Source organism: Streptococcus taoyuanensis (assembly GCF_029589235.1).
Classification (GTDB): domain Bacteria; phylum Bacillota; class Bacilli; order Lactobacillales; family Streptococcaceae; genus Streptococcus; species Streptococcus taoyuanensis.
This window is the reverse complement of record NZ_JARQVW010000021.1, coordinates 13977-29172: the sequence shown is the minus strand read 5'-3', so window position 1 is coordinate 29172 and position 15196 is coordinate 13977. Positions and strand designations below refer to the sequence as shown.

General features: G+C 41.1%; 6 protein-coding genes. 1 reads left to right on the top strand and 5 read right to left on the bottom strand.

Features of this window, described 5'->3' with window-relative positions; genetic code table 11:
- The 5 genes from P5Y91_RS10140 to P5Y91_RS10120 form a co-directional block, all read right to left on the bottom strand.
- On the bottom strand, nt 1-9656 hold a 9656-nt coding region (locus P5Y91_RS10140; RefSeq protein WP_277839400.1), incomplete at its 3' end, for a streptococcal pilin isopeptide linkage domain-containing protein.
- Nucleotides 9657-9891: 235 nt separating this feature from the next.
- Complete coding sequence (locus P5Y91_RS10135; protein ID WP_049491763.1) at nt 9892-10386, bottom strand: beta-class carbonic anhydrase; 495 nt, start codon at nt 10384-10386, stop codon at nt 9892-9894.
- A gap of 288 nt (nt 10387-10674) precedes the next feature.
- Nucleotides 10675-12009 (bottom strand): DNA repair protein RadA, encoded by a 1335-nt coding sequence (gene radA, locus P5Y91_RS10130; protein ID WP_254733271.1) that lies wholly within the window; start codon nt 12007-12009, stop codon nt 10675-10677.
- 20 nt (nt 12010-12029) lie between these two features.
- Nucleotides 12030-12497, bottom strand: coding sequence for an isochorismatase family protein (locus P5Y91_RS10125; protein ID WP_277839397.1), 468 nt, complete (start codon nt 12495-12497; stop codon nt 12030-12032).
- 9 nt (nt 12498-12506) lie between these two features.
- Complete coding sequence (locus P5Y91_RS10120; RefSeq protein WP_023919767.1) at nt 12507-12953, bottom strand: dUTP diphosphatase; 447 nt, start codon at nt 12951-12953, stop codon at nt 12507-12509.
- A gap of 415 nt (nt 12954-13368) precedes the next feature.
- On the opposite strand from P5Y91_RS10120, the gene P5Y91_RS10115 reads away from it, so the two are divergent.
- Complete coding sequence (locus P5Y91_RS10115; RefSeq protein WP_277839395.1) at nt 13369-15180, top strand: LPXTG cell wall anchor domain-containing protein; 1812 nt, start codon at nt 13369-13371, stop codon at nt 15178-15180.
- Nucleotides 15181-15196 lie beyond the last annotated feature (16 nt).

Below are 15196 nucleotides of genomic sequence, written 5' to 3'. Positions count from 1 at the left end.
CCGAATTCGAATTTAGTTGTGTCGATCACTTGTGTGTTTTCTGCGTCGCCAAGTGACTTAGTGAAGCCATCTTTAAGGGTTGCAGTGATCACACCGTTGTTCACAGTAATATCGAATTTATCTGTTACTTCTGCGCCTGTTACTGAGTCGTAAGCTTTGATCTTAGTAGAATCAAGTTCCAACTTCGCTTCATCGTAGTCATCTGAGATTCCTACTGATTGGATGTTGTCCTTGTTGTTTGCGTCAAATTTAGTTGTATCCAACCATACTTGATAAACCAACTTATCGCCACGTTTCACAGTCTTGGTGTTCAAGTTTTCTTTTTCGTTGTTTGATGCATCGTCCGCATATGGGTCCGCATTGGTATCTGCGTACTTGTCTGCCAACTCTTTATCATCATCAACGAGCTTGTCGCCTGTGATATCGTATTTCTCTTTAGAAACAACGTATTTCTCTGGTTGGAACTTAGGTTCTTCTGGAGGTGTTACACGGTTGTTAAATTCTTTATCCGCAATTTCGCCAACAGTCGCGATCAGAACTTTAGCTGTTCCATCGTGTTTCACTGTGACTGTCACATTCGCTTTCATAGTGTCGTATGTAACGGTTGCGTCAGATCCTTTAACTTCTTCTACTGTGTAATTGTGTACGCCTTCTTGGCCTTTCTTGAATTCAAGAGCTGAGAACTTGACGTTACCAGCCGCATCATTGCTTACAGTTTCAAGAGTCTTACCTTCTGAATCTTTAAGAACGAAGCTGAATTCGTTAGCTTTAAGCTCACGACCTTCCAAACGTTTTGTGAAGTTGAATTCCACTTCAACTGGAACGTTGTTAACACGTTTTTCAGTTGGTTTTTCAGGTTTTTCAACTTTCTTAGTCGTTGGGTTGTAGTAGTTAACTACTTGAGTCGCAGTATTTTCAATATCCGCACCGCCAGGAACATCTGCGTTCACAGTTGCTGGAATATCAAATTTATAGTAGCGTCCAAACTCGAACTTAGTAGTGTCAATGATTTGAGTGTTTTCAGCGTCGCCAAGTGACTTAGTGAAGCCATCTTTGAGGTTAGCTGTGATTACACCGTTAGCGATTGAGATGTCAAACTTAGATGTAACATCCGCACCTGATACTGAATCGTATGCCTTGATGTCTGAAGCATTCACAGTCAACTTAGTTTCATCGAAGTCATCTGTGATACCAACTGTTTGGATGTTATCCTTGTTAGCTGCATCAAATTGAGTCGTGTCAAGCCATACTTGGTAATAAAGTTTTTGGCCACGTTTCACAGTCTTGGTGTTCAAGTTTTCTGCTTCGTTGTTTGATGCATCGTCCGCATATGGGTTAGCGTTTGTATCCGCAACCTTGTTAGCCAATTCTTTGTCATCATCAACGAGTTTCGTACCTGTTACATCAAATTTCGCTTCAGAAACAACATATTTTTCAGGATTGAACTTAGGTTCTTCTGGAGGAGTCACACGGTTGTTAAATTCTTTATCCGCAATGTCGCCTACAGTCGCGATAAGAACTTTAGCAGTACCATCGTGTTTCACTGTGACTGTTACATTCGCTTTCATTGTGTCGTATGTAACGGTTGCGTCGCTTCCTTTAACTTCTTCTACAGTGTAGTTGTGAACACCTTCGTCACCCTTCTTGAATGACATAGCTGAGAACTTAACGTTACCAGATGCATCATTGCTTACAGTTTCAAGAGTCTTACCTTTTGAATCTTTAAGTACGAAGCTGAATTCGTTAGCTTTAAGTTCACGGCCTTCCAAGCGTTTAGTGAAGTTGAATTCTACTTCAACTGGAACGTTGTTTACACGTTTTTCAGTTGGTTTGCTTGGTTTTTCAACCTTCTTAGTTGTTGGGTTGTAGTAGTTTACAACTTGAGCCGCAGTATTTTCAATATCCACACCACCAGGTACATCAGCTTTCACTGTTGTTGGGATGTCAAACTTGTAGTAACGGCCGAATTCGAATTTAGTTGTGTCGATCACTTGTGTGTTTTCTGCGTCGCCAAGTGACTTAGTGAAGCCATCTTTAAGGGTTGCAGTAATCACACCGTTGTTCACAGCGATATCGAATTTATCTGTTACTTCTGCGCCTGTTACTGAATCGTAAGCTTTGATCTTAGTAGAATCAAGATCCAACTTAGTTTCATCGTAGTCATCTGAGATTCCTACTGATTGGATGTTGTCCTTGTTAGATGCGTCGAATTTAGTTGTATCCAACCATACTTGGTAAACCAACTTGTCGCCACGTTTCACAGTCTTGGTATTCAAGTTTTGTTTTTCGTTGTTTGATGCATCGTCCGCATATGGGTTCGCATTTGTATCTGCGTACTTGTCTGCCAACTCTTTATCATCATCAACGAGCTTGTCACCTGTGATATCGAATTTCTCTTCAGAAACAACGTATTTCTCTGGTTGGAACTTAGGTTCTTCTGGAGGACGAACAGTATTGTTGAACTCTTTATCAGCAGGATCTGTCACGTTTGTGATCAAGGCTTTCGCTGTACCATCATGACGAACTTCAACTGTAACGACAGCTTTCATTGTATCGTATGTAACGGTTGCGTCTGAGCCTTTAACTTCTTCTACTGTGTACTTGTAGGTACCTTCTTGACCCTTCTGGTATTTAAGGGCAGTGACAGTTTTACCAGCTTTATTGGTGTACTCTACTGGAGCAAACTTGATCTTACCAGCTTTGTCGTTGGTTGCAGTTGCGATCACAACATTGTCGCTGTCTTTCAACTCGAATGTAAATTCGCCAGCTTTAAGGTCGCGACCTTCCAATTTCTTAGTGAAGTTGAATTCAACTGAGATTGGAACACTGTTTACACGTTTTTCAGTTGGTTTGTTTGGTTTTTCAACAGTCTTACTTACTGGATTGTAGTAGTTAACAACTTGAGCTGCTTTGTTTTCAATATCGGCACCAGCTACAACATCGTCTTTCACTGTTGCTGGGATATCAAATTTATAGTAGCGTCCAAATTCAAACTTAGTAGTGTCAATGATTTGAGTGTTTTCAGCGTCGCCAAGTGACTTAGTGAAGCCATCCTTAAGGTTAGCTGTCAGAACACCATTGTTATCAGAGATATCGAATTTAGTCGTAACATCTGCACCAGTAACTGAATCGTAAACCTTGATATCTGAAGCATTAACAGTCAATTTATCCTTGTCGTAGTTATCTGTGATTCCTACTGTTTGGATGTTGTCTTTGTTGTTTGCGTCAAACTTAGTTGTATCCAACCATACTTGGTAGTAAAGTTTTTGACCACGTTCAACAGTCTTGGTATTCAAGTTTTCATCTTCGTTGTTGGCAGTTGTATCGACATATGGGTTTGTATTTGTTTCACCATATTTATCTGTCAATTCAGAATCGTCATCAACGAGCTTCGTACCTGTGATATCGAATTTCGCTTTAGAAACAACGTATTTCTCTGGTTGGAACTTAGGTTCAGTTGGTGGAGTGACACGGTTGTTGAACTCTTTATCGGCAGGATCTGTCACGTTTGTGATCAAGGCTTTCGCAGTACCATCATGACTTACTTTAACAGTTACCACTGCAGCCATTTCATCATAAGTGACAGTTGAATCTGTACCTTTCACCTCTGTTACAGTGTAAGTGTACGTACCTTCTTGACCCTTCTGGTATTTAAGGGCAGTGACAGTTTTACCAGCTTTGTTTGTGTAGTCAACTGGAGTGAACTTGAAGTTACCGTCTGCGTCGTTGGTTGCCGTTGCGATCACAACATTGTCGCTATCTTTCAACTCGAATGTGAATTCGCCAGCTTTAAGGTCGCGACCTTCCAATTTCTTAGTGAAGTTAAATTCTACTGAGATTGGAACATTGTTGACACGTTTTTCAGTTGGTTTTTCAGGTTTTTCAACTTTCTTAGTCGTTGGGTTGTAGTAGTTTACAACTTGAGCCGCAGTATTTTCGATATCCGCACCAGCTACCACATCGTCTTTCACTGTTGTTGGGATGTCGAACTTGTAGTAACGTCCAAATGCGAATTTAGTTGTGTCGATGACTTGTGTGTTTTCTGCATCGCCAAGTGACTTCGTGAAGCCAGCTTTCAAGTTAGCAGTGATCACACCGTTGTTGACAGCGATATCGAATTTATCTGTTACTTCTGCGCCTGTTACAGAGTCATAGGCTTTGATGTCAGCTTTATTAAGATTTAATTTAGCTTCATCATAGTTATCTGAGATACCAACTGTTTGGATGTTGTCCTTGTTAGCTGCATCAAATTTAGTTGTATCCAACCATACTTGGTAAACCAATTTAGAACCACGTTCAACAGTCTTGGTATTCAAGTTTTCTGCTTCGTTGTTGGATGCATCGTCCGCATATGGGTTCGCATTTGTATCTGCGTACTTGTCTGCCAACTCTCTATCATCGTCAACAAGCTTGTCACCAGTGATATCGTATTTCTCTTTAGAAACAACGTATTTCTCTGGTTGGAACTTAGGCTCTTCTGGAGGTGTTACACGGTTGTTAAATTCTTTATCAGCTGCATCTGTTACGTTGGCAACGATTGCCTTAGCTGTACCGTCGTGTGAAACAACCACTTTAACAGTAGCAACCATTGTGTCGTATTTGACAGTTGCATCTGTACCAGGAGTTTCTTCTACTGTGTAGTTGTAAGTCTTACCAAGATCATCACGACCGAATTCAAGAGTCTTGAAGACAATCTTACCAGCAGCGTCATTCTTCACGCGTTCAACTTCAACGCCGTCTTTCTTCAATACGAATTCGAATTCGTTCTTTTGAAGTTCACGACCTTCCAAACGTTTCGTGAAGTTCATTTCCACTGGAACTGGAACACTGTTGACACGTTTTTGTGTTGGTTTTTCAGGTTTTTCAACTGTCTTGCTTACTGGGTTGTAAACGTGAACTGTTTGGTTGGCTGTATTTTCAATATCCGCACCAGCTTTAACAGATTCTTTCACAGTTGCTGGAATATCAAATTTATAGTAACGTCCAAACTCGAACTTAGTGGTGTCGATAACAGGAGCGTTTACTTTATCTTTGATAAATGCTTCCTTAGAAGTTGCAGTGATGGTGCCGTTTTCAACTTTGATGTCGAATTTATTGGTTACTTCTGCACCAGTTACTGAATCGTATGCTTTGATGTCAGCTGCATTAACGTCCAATTTTTCTGCATCGTATGTATCAGATACACCAACGTATTGGATGTTGTTCGCTTCAGTAAATTTCGTAGTATCAAGCCATACTTGGTAAACCAATTTAGAACCACGTTTAACTGTCTTGGTATTCAAGTTTTCTGGTTCGTTGTTAGTTGTCTTATCTACATATGGATCCGCATTTGTTTCAGTGTACTCATTTGTCAACTCATCGTCGTCATCCATCAACTTGTTACCAGTGATGTCATATTTCTCTTTAGAAACGACAAATTTTTCTGGTTGGAATTTTGGAGTTTCTGGAGGAGTAACTTTGTTGTTGAATTCTTTATCTGCAGTACCATCAGTAGCGTTACCATTGGCATCTTTACCACCAGTTGATGTCACGTTTGTAACAGTTGTCAATGAATGACCGTTCTTGGCAACTTCAACAGTCACTGTAGCCTTCATTTGGTCGTAAGTCATTCCAAATTCTTTGTTTGCCGGAATCACTTCTTCTACAGTATATGTGTGGGTACCAACTTTTGTATTGTCAAATGACAATTCTGAGAAGGTAACATTACCGTCAGCATCATTCTGCACAGTTTCAACTTCTCTACCAGTTGAATCTTTCAATACGAAGCTGAATTCGCCTGCAGCCAATTTACGACCAGCCAATTTCTTAGTGAAGTCAAACTTGGTCACAACTGGTGAAACCACATAGTTGTTGAATTCCGTGTCTTCAGGCATTGTAACAGCTGCGCTCAAGATACCAGATGCAGCATCTTTCGTTACATTAACGGTTACGACTGCATTCATTGAATCGTAGTCGATGTTTGTATCTGTTCCAGCTTTTTCACGCACAGTGTAAGTGTGTTTACCTACAGCGTTGTATTCAATCGCATCAAATGTGATAGATCCATCTGCTGCATTTTTCTTGGTTTGGATCACATTGCCATTTTCAAGCAATTCGAATGTGAAGGCATCCTTTGTAAGCTCTTTCCCTTCAAGACGTTTAGTGAACTTGAATTGAGCTTGAGCTGCAGCAGGTGTGAAGGTGTTGTTGAACTCTGTATCTGCAGGAAGTGTGTTTGTTGCTTTAAGAACATGACCTTCCTTAGTAACAGTGATTGTTACTTCAGCTTTCATTGGGTCGTAAGTCATGCCAGTTTCTTTATTTTCTGGGATAACTTCTTCTACAGTGTACTTGTGAGTACCAACTTGAGTATTATCAAAGGTCAAATCATCAAAGGCTACAACACCTTGTTTAGTATTGGTCTTGGTTTGAAGAGTCTTACCATTTGAATCTTTCAATACAAAGCTGAATTCGCCTTCTTTCAACTCACGGCCTGCAAGGGCTTTGCTGAAGTCGAAACGAGTCTTAACTGGAGCTACTGCAAAGTTGTTAAACTCTGTATCTTCAGGCATTGTAACCTTAGCAGTCAAGACACCAGATGCAGCATCTTTCGTAACGTTAACTTTTACGACTGCATTCATATCATCGTAGTCGATGTTTGTATCTGTTCCAGCTACTTCACGTACAGTATAAGTGTGTGAACCTTCTTTATCGTAAGAAATCGCGTCGAATTGGATGGTTCCATCAGCCGCATTTTTCTTCGTTTGGATGACATTACCATTTTCAACCAATTCAAATGTGAAGGCATCCTTCGTGAGCTCTTTCCCTTCCAATTTCTTAGTGAACTTGAATTGAGCTTGTGTAGCAACAGGTGTGAAGGTATTGTTGAACTCTGTATCTGCAGGAAGTGTGTTTGTTGCTTTAAGAACATGACCTTGCTTAGTAACAGTAATGGTCACTTCAGCTTTCATTGTGTCGTAAGTCATACCAGCTTCTTTATTTTCTGGGATAACTTCTTCTACAGTGTATTTGTGCTTACCAATTTGTGTATTGTCAAAACTCAAATCATCAAAGGCTACAACACCTTCTTTAGTATTTGTCTTAGTTTGAAGAACTTTACCAGTTGAATCTTTCAATACGAAGCTAAATTCACCGGCTTTCAACTCACGACCTGCGAGAGCCTTGCTAAAGTCAAATTTAGTTTTAACTGGAGCTACAACGTAGTTATTGAAGACTTTATCATCTGCACTTGAAGCAAATCCACCAGTACCGCTATATTTAACAGAAGCTTGCAAATCACCTTTAGAGTTCTCAGTTACAGTAACAGTCATCTTAACTGTCATACCATCGTAATCGACGTTTGTATCTGCCCCTTTAACCTCAGTGATTGTGTAAGTGTAAGTACCAACTTTATTGTAAGTTAAGTTACTAAATGTAGCTTTACCGTTTTTGTTAGTTACAGTTTCTTCATATCCTGGAAGTGATTTATTTTCTTGATCCTTTTTAATCTTGAAGCTGAATTCACCATCAACAAGCACACGTCCTTCCAGTTGTTTTTCAACTTCTGGAGTAACTGTTACAGGTTCTTGTTTGACATAGTAATAAACCGGTTGTTTATACGGTGTCAATGAGTTGAGCAAGTCAACGTTTGTACCGATACCATTTACTCCACGAACCAATTGTTCGTTTGGAGAAAGGTGTCCAATATTATCTCCCAAGAATGGAACAAAGACAGTCTTATACGGTGTGTATCCAGCAGCTTTTTGGAAGTCAAATGGAACTTCCTTACCATTTGCATAGGTTACACCTTTGCTATCTGTGAAAGGAATGGTGTTAAGAGGTGATTTCTTAACATTTAATTCTTGTTTGTTATAATCACCAGGTTTAATCGGCTTGGTTTCTGCTAGCAACATGTAGCCATCAGTGCTCAAGGTACCGTCAGAACGTTTGCTTTGTTGTTTTGGATCTAGTAAGTAAACACGAACCACTACAGTTCCATCTTCACCTACGATTTCTTTAATCCGTTTAATTCCTGCACGCTCAGCGTCCATGAATTTAGTTCCAACTTTGTAAGGGCGACTTACATAACCTGATTGATCATTTGCATCAGCTGCTTGATACAATTTGTAACCATCGAATTGACGTTCTCCAGATGCTGTGAAGTTTTGACCTTCCATAGCTTTAAGAGTGTATGAAGCCAAGTCTACTTCATTGCCATTTTCTTTATAATCTTGAACAGTTACATCCGTTTTATTCGCGTTAAAGGTTGGATTATTTTTATCAACTACTTTATAGTAAGTTGTTTTATTAACTGCTACTGGAATCTTGGCATTAGTATCCGTAATCGTACGACCGTTATAAGCTGGCTCTACAACGTTGATAATATCTGTTGATGTACGAGCAGCATAAACTGCATCATATAATTTTTGTTCTTCAGTAGTAAGGTTGTGTCCTGGAGCTACCAAAGCTTGGATACTTGCCCCAACTTCATATCCGTATTGAATAAATGGTTGGTCAGTTTTACCAGGACCAGCTCCTGTACCTGGATCGTAATCAAGTTGCCAAGTCAATTCACCTTTAGATGCAGCTGTAGTTGTCGTGAATTTTTGAATACCACTAGAGGCAGTAATTTTTCTAGTTTCTACTACATTACCAGTGTTTTTATCAATTAATTCAACTGTCGTATCTGTTGAAGCATCAAATCTCTTATAGGCACGTGTATAGTAGTTTGTATTGTAGCGTTCATTGAAACGAGTAAGGTCTACAATACTATAGGTGTAGACATCGCCTTCTTTAGTAGCGTAACCAGATGGTACTGTTTGTGAACGAACACTTGCACCGTTAGGATCCGTCATATCAGGTGTAGCAACTTCACCGTCTTTTAAGAAAGTTGCTACAGCAACTGGCTCGTTATTGTGGTCTGCAGCGGCACGACGGTTACGACGACGGCTACTTACTGCTAAAGCTCCTGCATTTGTACGTTCTGTAGCAGCGTTTGCTACAGCCGCAGCAGCATCTGTACTTGCTGCTCTATCTGCTTGCGCAGCTTCTTCTGTACCGGTGATTGGAGCTGCTGGATTTACAGTAGCTGAAAAAGTAGTTGTTACTGCTGGTGTAGTTGCTTCTTCTCTTACAGCTGCTCTTTCTGAGCTTTCACCTGCTGCAGCACGAGTTGCAGTAGGTTGTGCTGTAGTAGAAGCTGTTGTAGAGGCTGGCTTAGAGCTCAACTCTGCCTTATTTGTAACTGGTAGAGCGATTTCTGGCAATGAACCAACGTTTAGTGGTTTTGAAGCTTCTTCAGTTTTTTTAGTTTCAGCTGGTGCTACCTGCTTTTCTGTAGCAGCTGGTGTTGCAGTTGCCTCAGCTTTTTCAATCGCTGAAGCTGGTGTTTCTGAAGTTGCAGCAGCAGTCCCAGAAAGGTCAATTTTTGGAACTGATCCCCCTTCCCCGTATGCCTTAGAAGCAACTGGTGCTTCTGCTTGACTTGACTCTGTTGTAGCAGGTTGTGCTGCTTCTGAAGCTGCTGTTCCCGCAGATTCAGAGGCTGCTTTTGCTTCATCCGCTGACGCAGATTGAGCTCCTGCAGCAAAGAGCGCTGTTCCTAAGAGAACAGAACAAACCCCAACGCTATACTTTCGCAATGAAAAGCGCTGGCGCTTATTAAATACATCCTTCATTTATAGGATCTCCTTTTCCATATTTCATGATTCCATGATACAAATAAAATTGTAACATGATCGACACAGAGAATCAATGTGTCGAAATAAATATGTCATATTTCTGTAAAAATGTCATAATTTACACCGATTTTTTAATCGTTTTGTCACATTTTTTCCTAGCCGGTTCAATTTTTTCACACCAATTAAAAAGAGTTCAAGAAAACAAAGTCGTTTTGTTTTCTTGAACTCTTCTTTATTTCACTTCGGAGATCAATCCGGTATCCACATCATACACAGCTCCTGAAATCACTACATCCTCTGGAATCAAAGGGGAAGCTTTTAAAAGCTCCATATCTTCACGGACACTCTCTTCAATGTCTTGAAAGGGGAGGAAGTCGCGCTCTCCCACATCTACTCCCAGTTCTTTCTTTAGATGCTGCCGGAAAGCTTCGTTTTCAAAGGTTTGTGCGCCACAGTCTGTATGGTGCAAGACGACGATTTCGCGGGTTCCCATCTGTTGCTGGGAAATAACCAAGGAGCGGATCATGTCATCTGTCACGCGCCCTCCAGCATTCCGCAAAATATGGGCATCTCCAAGAGCCAGGCCCAGTGCTGGTGCCACGTGAAGGCGGGAATCCATACAGGTCACGATGGCGACTTGTGTTTTGGGCTTAATCGGAAGACGGAGGTCTCCATGCAACGCCACATAAGCTTGGTTGGCTGTTAAAAAATTATCAAAATAAGACATGGTCTCTCCTTTGTTCCTTTGAAATTCAAATCATCTATTATTTTACCACATCTCGCTATTTCTGTCAGAGAGGATCTCCCGTTATCTGTCACATCTGAAAAAAGAGAGTGGGACAGAAATCGGTAATTCGTTAGTATTCGATTTCGTCGTCCTACCTCCGCACAGTTGAACAGAGCTGTAAAAGCTGATGAAATCAGCGTAGTAGAGCCCACTCAACCACTGCATCTTGTTCGACAATCCAAAATCAATTGAGAGGCTAGGACTTTCGTCCCAGCCTCTTTTCTTCTATTAAAATACTTTCTTCAAGACTTCAGCTAGTGTACTCACACCGACCACTTGGATACCTGATGGTGTCGTGATCCCCGTCAGAGAATTTTTAGGCACATAAATCTTGGTAAAACCGAGCTTAGCAGCTTCATTGATCCGTTGTTCGATCCGATTGACTCGGCGGACTTCTCCGGTCAAGCCCAACTCTCCAACGAAACACTCTTGCGGGTTGGTTGGCTTGTCCTTATAGCTCGAGGCAATAGCAACTGCAACAGCCAGGTCAATAGCAGGTTCATCTAATTTGACACCACCAGCTGATTTGAGATAAGCATCCTGATTTTGGAGAAGCAAACCTGCCCGTTTCTCCAAAACAGCCATAATCAAGCTAGCACGATTGAAATCAAGGCCTGTTGTAGTTCTCTTGGCATTTCCAAACATAGTCGGTGTTACCAAGGCCTGAACCTCTGCAAGAATAGGACGCGTCCCCTCCATAGTCACTACGATGGACGAACCAGTCGCACCGTCTAAACGCTCTTCTAGGAAAACTTGACTCGGATTGAGAACCTCAACCAAGCCACCTGACTGCATCTCAAAAATCCCAATCTCATTGGTGGAGCCAAAGCGGTTCTTGACCGCTCTCAGGATTCGGAAGGTATGGTGGCGTTCGCCTTCAAAGTAGAGCACCGTGTCCACCATATGCTCTAACATACGCGGACCAGCCAAGGTTCCTTCTTTGGTCACATGGCCGACGATGAAGATAGCGATGTTATTGGTCTTTGCCAGCTGCATGAGCTCTGCCGTCACTTCCCGCACCTGAGAAACGGATCCCTGGACCCCTGAAATCTCAGGAGACATAATGGTCTGGATAGAGTCGATGATGAGGAAGTTAGGTTGGATACGCTCTACTTCTGCTCGCACGCTCTGCATATTGGTCTCAGCATAGAGATAAAACTCACTGTCGATATCTCCCAAGCGCTCTGCTCGAAGTTTGATCTGCTGAGCCGATTCCTCGCCACTAACGTAGAGAACCGTTCCCACTTGAGACAGCTGGGTCGATACTTGAAGGAGCAGGGTCGATTTCCCAATCCCTGGATCTCCCCCGATGAGGACCAGACTTCCTGGGACGACACCACCTCCAAGGACGCGGTTGAATTCTTCCATCTCCGTCTTGGTCCGATGGACATTGATGGAGGTCACATCCGCCAGTTTCATGGGTTTGGTCTTTTCACCCGTCAAGGACACTCGTGCATTCTTGACCTCTGCGACCTCGACCTCCTCGACAAAGGAAGACCAAGAACCACAGTTAGGACAGCGCCCTAGGTATTTGGGTGAGTTATAAGCACAATTTTGACAAATAAATGTCGTTTTTTTCTTAGCTATAATAATTCTCCTTCTACGGTTACTCCGACAGAATGCCACTTATACAATGTATTTTGAAATTTCTTCTGTTTGGCAACGCCGACAGCAGACAAATCGACAGAAACCTGATAATTCTCCTTGGTAGCTGCCAAAACGGAAGCCTTGACACAGCCATTGCCATCTACCCCTATAAACTCTAAGCTTTTAGCACCATTTCCCTCTAAAAACTCTTTTAAATCTGGATTAGTAAAGCAAGAAGCTCGACGCTTCTCAAAAATACGAGAAGATACAACCAGCAAGCCGGTCGTAAATTTCTTCTTTCTATCTTTTCTCTCCCAGAAAAAACGATTGAGAATATAGATAACTCGTTCGCTAGGATAGGTAGCAATTTTGTCATTTACAGCTGCAGTCAGTTCTTCATGATATGCTTTTCCTACAGCAACATAATCTGACTGCATGTCTACAACTAATAAATAGTCTGCCATTTTATTCCTCTATTTCCCTGTCGAACCAAATCCACCAGTACGCACGCCGTCTGCTTCATCTCCATCGGCAATCAAGAATGGTGCAAAGACAGCCTGAACCACACGTTCACCAACTTCAAGAACAACTTCCTGGTCGGTAATATTTTTCATCTGAGCAAAGATATGGCCTTCATTTCCTGGATTGCCATAGTAGTCTCCATCAATGACCCCCACAGAGTTGATCAAGACCAGGCCTTTTTTGCGAGGGTTGGACGAGCGATCGTAAAGATAAAGCACTTCACCCGCTTGCATATAGGCCTTGACTCCAGTTGGAACGAGGACAATTTCCCCTGGTGCAATCACCGTACGCTCTGCTACCTTTAAGTCGTAGCCAGCCGCATGCGCTGTCTCCCGTTTTGGCAGCAAGTCCTGATTGGTATAGCTTGATACAAGTTCAAATCCACGAATTTTTGTCATCATAATTCCTCTTTCATTCTAAATAGTTTCTATCTCTTCTATTATACCATCACTTTGGCCTAGCGTCTCCCCTATACTACTATTCGTATTTTTTTAGTTTTTTTGGATAATTATTGATAGTTTCGCGTATGCTTTCTGAAAATTATAGTAAGTTAATGAAAATATATTTTATTATATGATTTATGCCAAAAATCGCCCTTTTTAGCTTGAAGCTACTCATCATTTTTGCTATAATTCCCTTTGTAGGGAATAATTTTAAAACTAAAATATTTTTCTTGCTAAAACAAATATATGGAGGTCTTTCTCAAGATTTAATTTGGAAACTTGAGATCTTACGGAGCGGATACAGATCTCAACCAGTTTGGCCATATTGTTTCATGGGAATAGGATTTTTATGAAAAAAGGAGTAGATCAAATGGATAAGAAAAAAAATGTCAAAATTTTTGCATTTATCCTTACTTTATTAACGGTTCTCTTCACTCTTAACCTGACCAAAACATCAGCCGAGACACCCGAAGTAACCGTTACTGGTAAATTCGTGGATACAATCCAAAATGTTAAAGTATCTAATAACGAAGGAGGAGAACTCAACTGGGACTTAAAACAGTGGGCAACCTTCCGAATCAACGCTGATTATGATTTGTCTGGAAAAAATGTTAAAGCAGGAGATTCAACTGTAATTACTGTTCCAGATGCTTTGATGATTACTTCAAGTTCGTTTCAAATTCTTGATATAAATACGAAGGAAGTTATCGCAAATGCTAAAGTAAACCCAGATAATAAATCCATTACAATTACCTATACAGATTATGTTGAAAAACATTCAGATACAAGCGGATCATTCTTCTTTTACGCTCGTATCGATTTCAAAAAACACCCACAAAAAGGTGAGGTTCCAATAGAAATCACCATTAATAGGGAGACAAAAATTGCTGGTAAAGTTTCATTTACTGGTGTCGGCGACGGAAATCCTTTTCTTCTATCAAAGACTAGTTGGGTAAACGAAGGGGACAAAAAGGAAATCCAATACACGATTTCTGTCAATCGTACAAAACAAAATGTTAAGAATGTTACAATCGAAGATCACTTGCAATTTACAAATGCTTCTTACGATAAAGATAGCATTAAAATTATTAAAGGTAAATTCTCTTATGATACTGGTGAATGGGTATTCTCTGATAGAGTTGATGTAACAGACCAACATAAGATTACCATTAGCGAAGATGGTCGATCATTTGTTATCGATTTAGGTGATGTTACTGAAAATGACCAATATCGTATTGATTATAAAGTTCGTTTAAATTATGATCCAGCCGACGGAGAGGTCTTGAAAAATGAAGCAACTCTTAAAGGTCTAGGTATTGAAAGCAAAAATGTAACGAATGCTGCTGCCGTTCAAATTGCTGGTGGTGCTGGTGTTGGTTATGTCTACTCAATCAACATCCATAAAGTCGATGATGCTAACCAACCACTTAAAGGTGCTAAGTTTAGAGTTGTTCGTCAAGCTAATAATCAAGTTATCGGTGAGTTTGAATCAGACGAAAATGGTAATATTGCTGTTGGAAAACTCTTAAAAGATAAATATATCTTAACTGAAATTGAAGCCCCTTCAGGTCATATCATTAAAGAAGCTGATACTGTAGTTAATGTTGAAGATTTTGGTGCTGATCATTCAGTAACGAAAACGATTGTGAATCCGAAGGAAGAAACAACGACTACAACGACTACAACAACTACGTCTACAACGACTCAAGAGCCAACAACCACTACGACGACAACTCAAGAGCCGACGACGACTACGACAACAACTGAGGAACCTACTCCTACTACCACTACAACAACTCCAGAGTCAACAACTACAACAACAACGACTCAAGAGCCAACAACTACAACAACAACGACTCAAGAGCCAACAACTACAACAACGACGACTCAAGAGCCAACAACTACAACAACGACGACTCAAGAGCCAACAACTACAACAACGACGACGGAAGGTCCAAAACCTACGTCGACAACGACAACCACTACAACAACGTCAGAGGGGCCAACAACGAATACGACCAAACCTGGTAACCCAGGTGATTCTGGCACCACAACTTCAAACGGAGGTCGCAAGACATTCCTTCCGAAAACAGGTGAAGCAGTCGCTACTGGTGTTATCTTGATCGGCGTTGCCATCCTATCAGGAGCCGTCATCTTGAAACGCAAGATTTCTAATAACTAATCGTTCGCATGTGCGG

Bases quoted from the DNA above. Each gene is read 5' to 3' on its own strand.
- P5Y91_RS10135 (WP_049491763.1), bottom strand. From the start codon at position 10,386: ATGTCTTATTTTGATAATTTTTTAACAGCCAACCAAGCTTATGTGGCG.
- P5Y91_RS10125 (WP_277839397.1), bottom strand. From the start codon at position 12,497: ATGGCAGACTATTTATTAGTTGTAGACATGCAGTCAGATTATGTTGCT.
- P5Y91_RS10120 (WP_023919767.1), bottom strand. From the start codon at position 12,953: ATGACAAAAATTCGTGGATTTGAACTTGTATCAAGCTATACCAATCAG.
- P5Y91_RS10115 (WP_277839395.1), top strand. From the start codon at position 13,369: ATGGATAAGAAAAAAAATGTCAAAATTTTTGCATTTATCCTTACTTTA.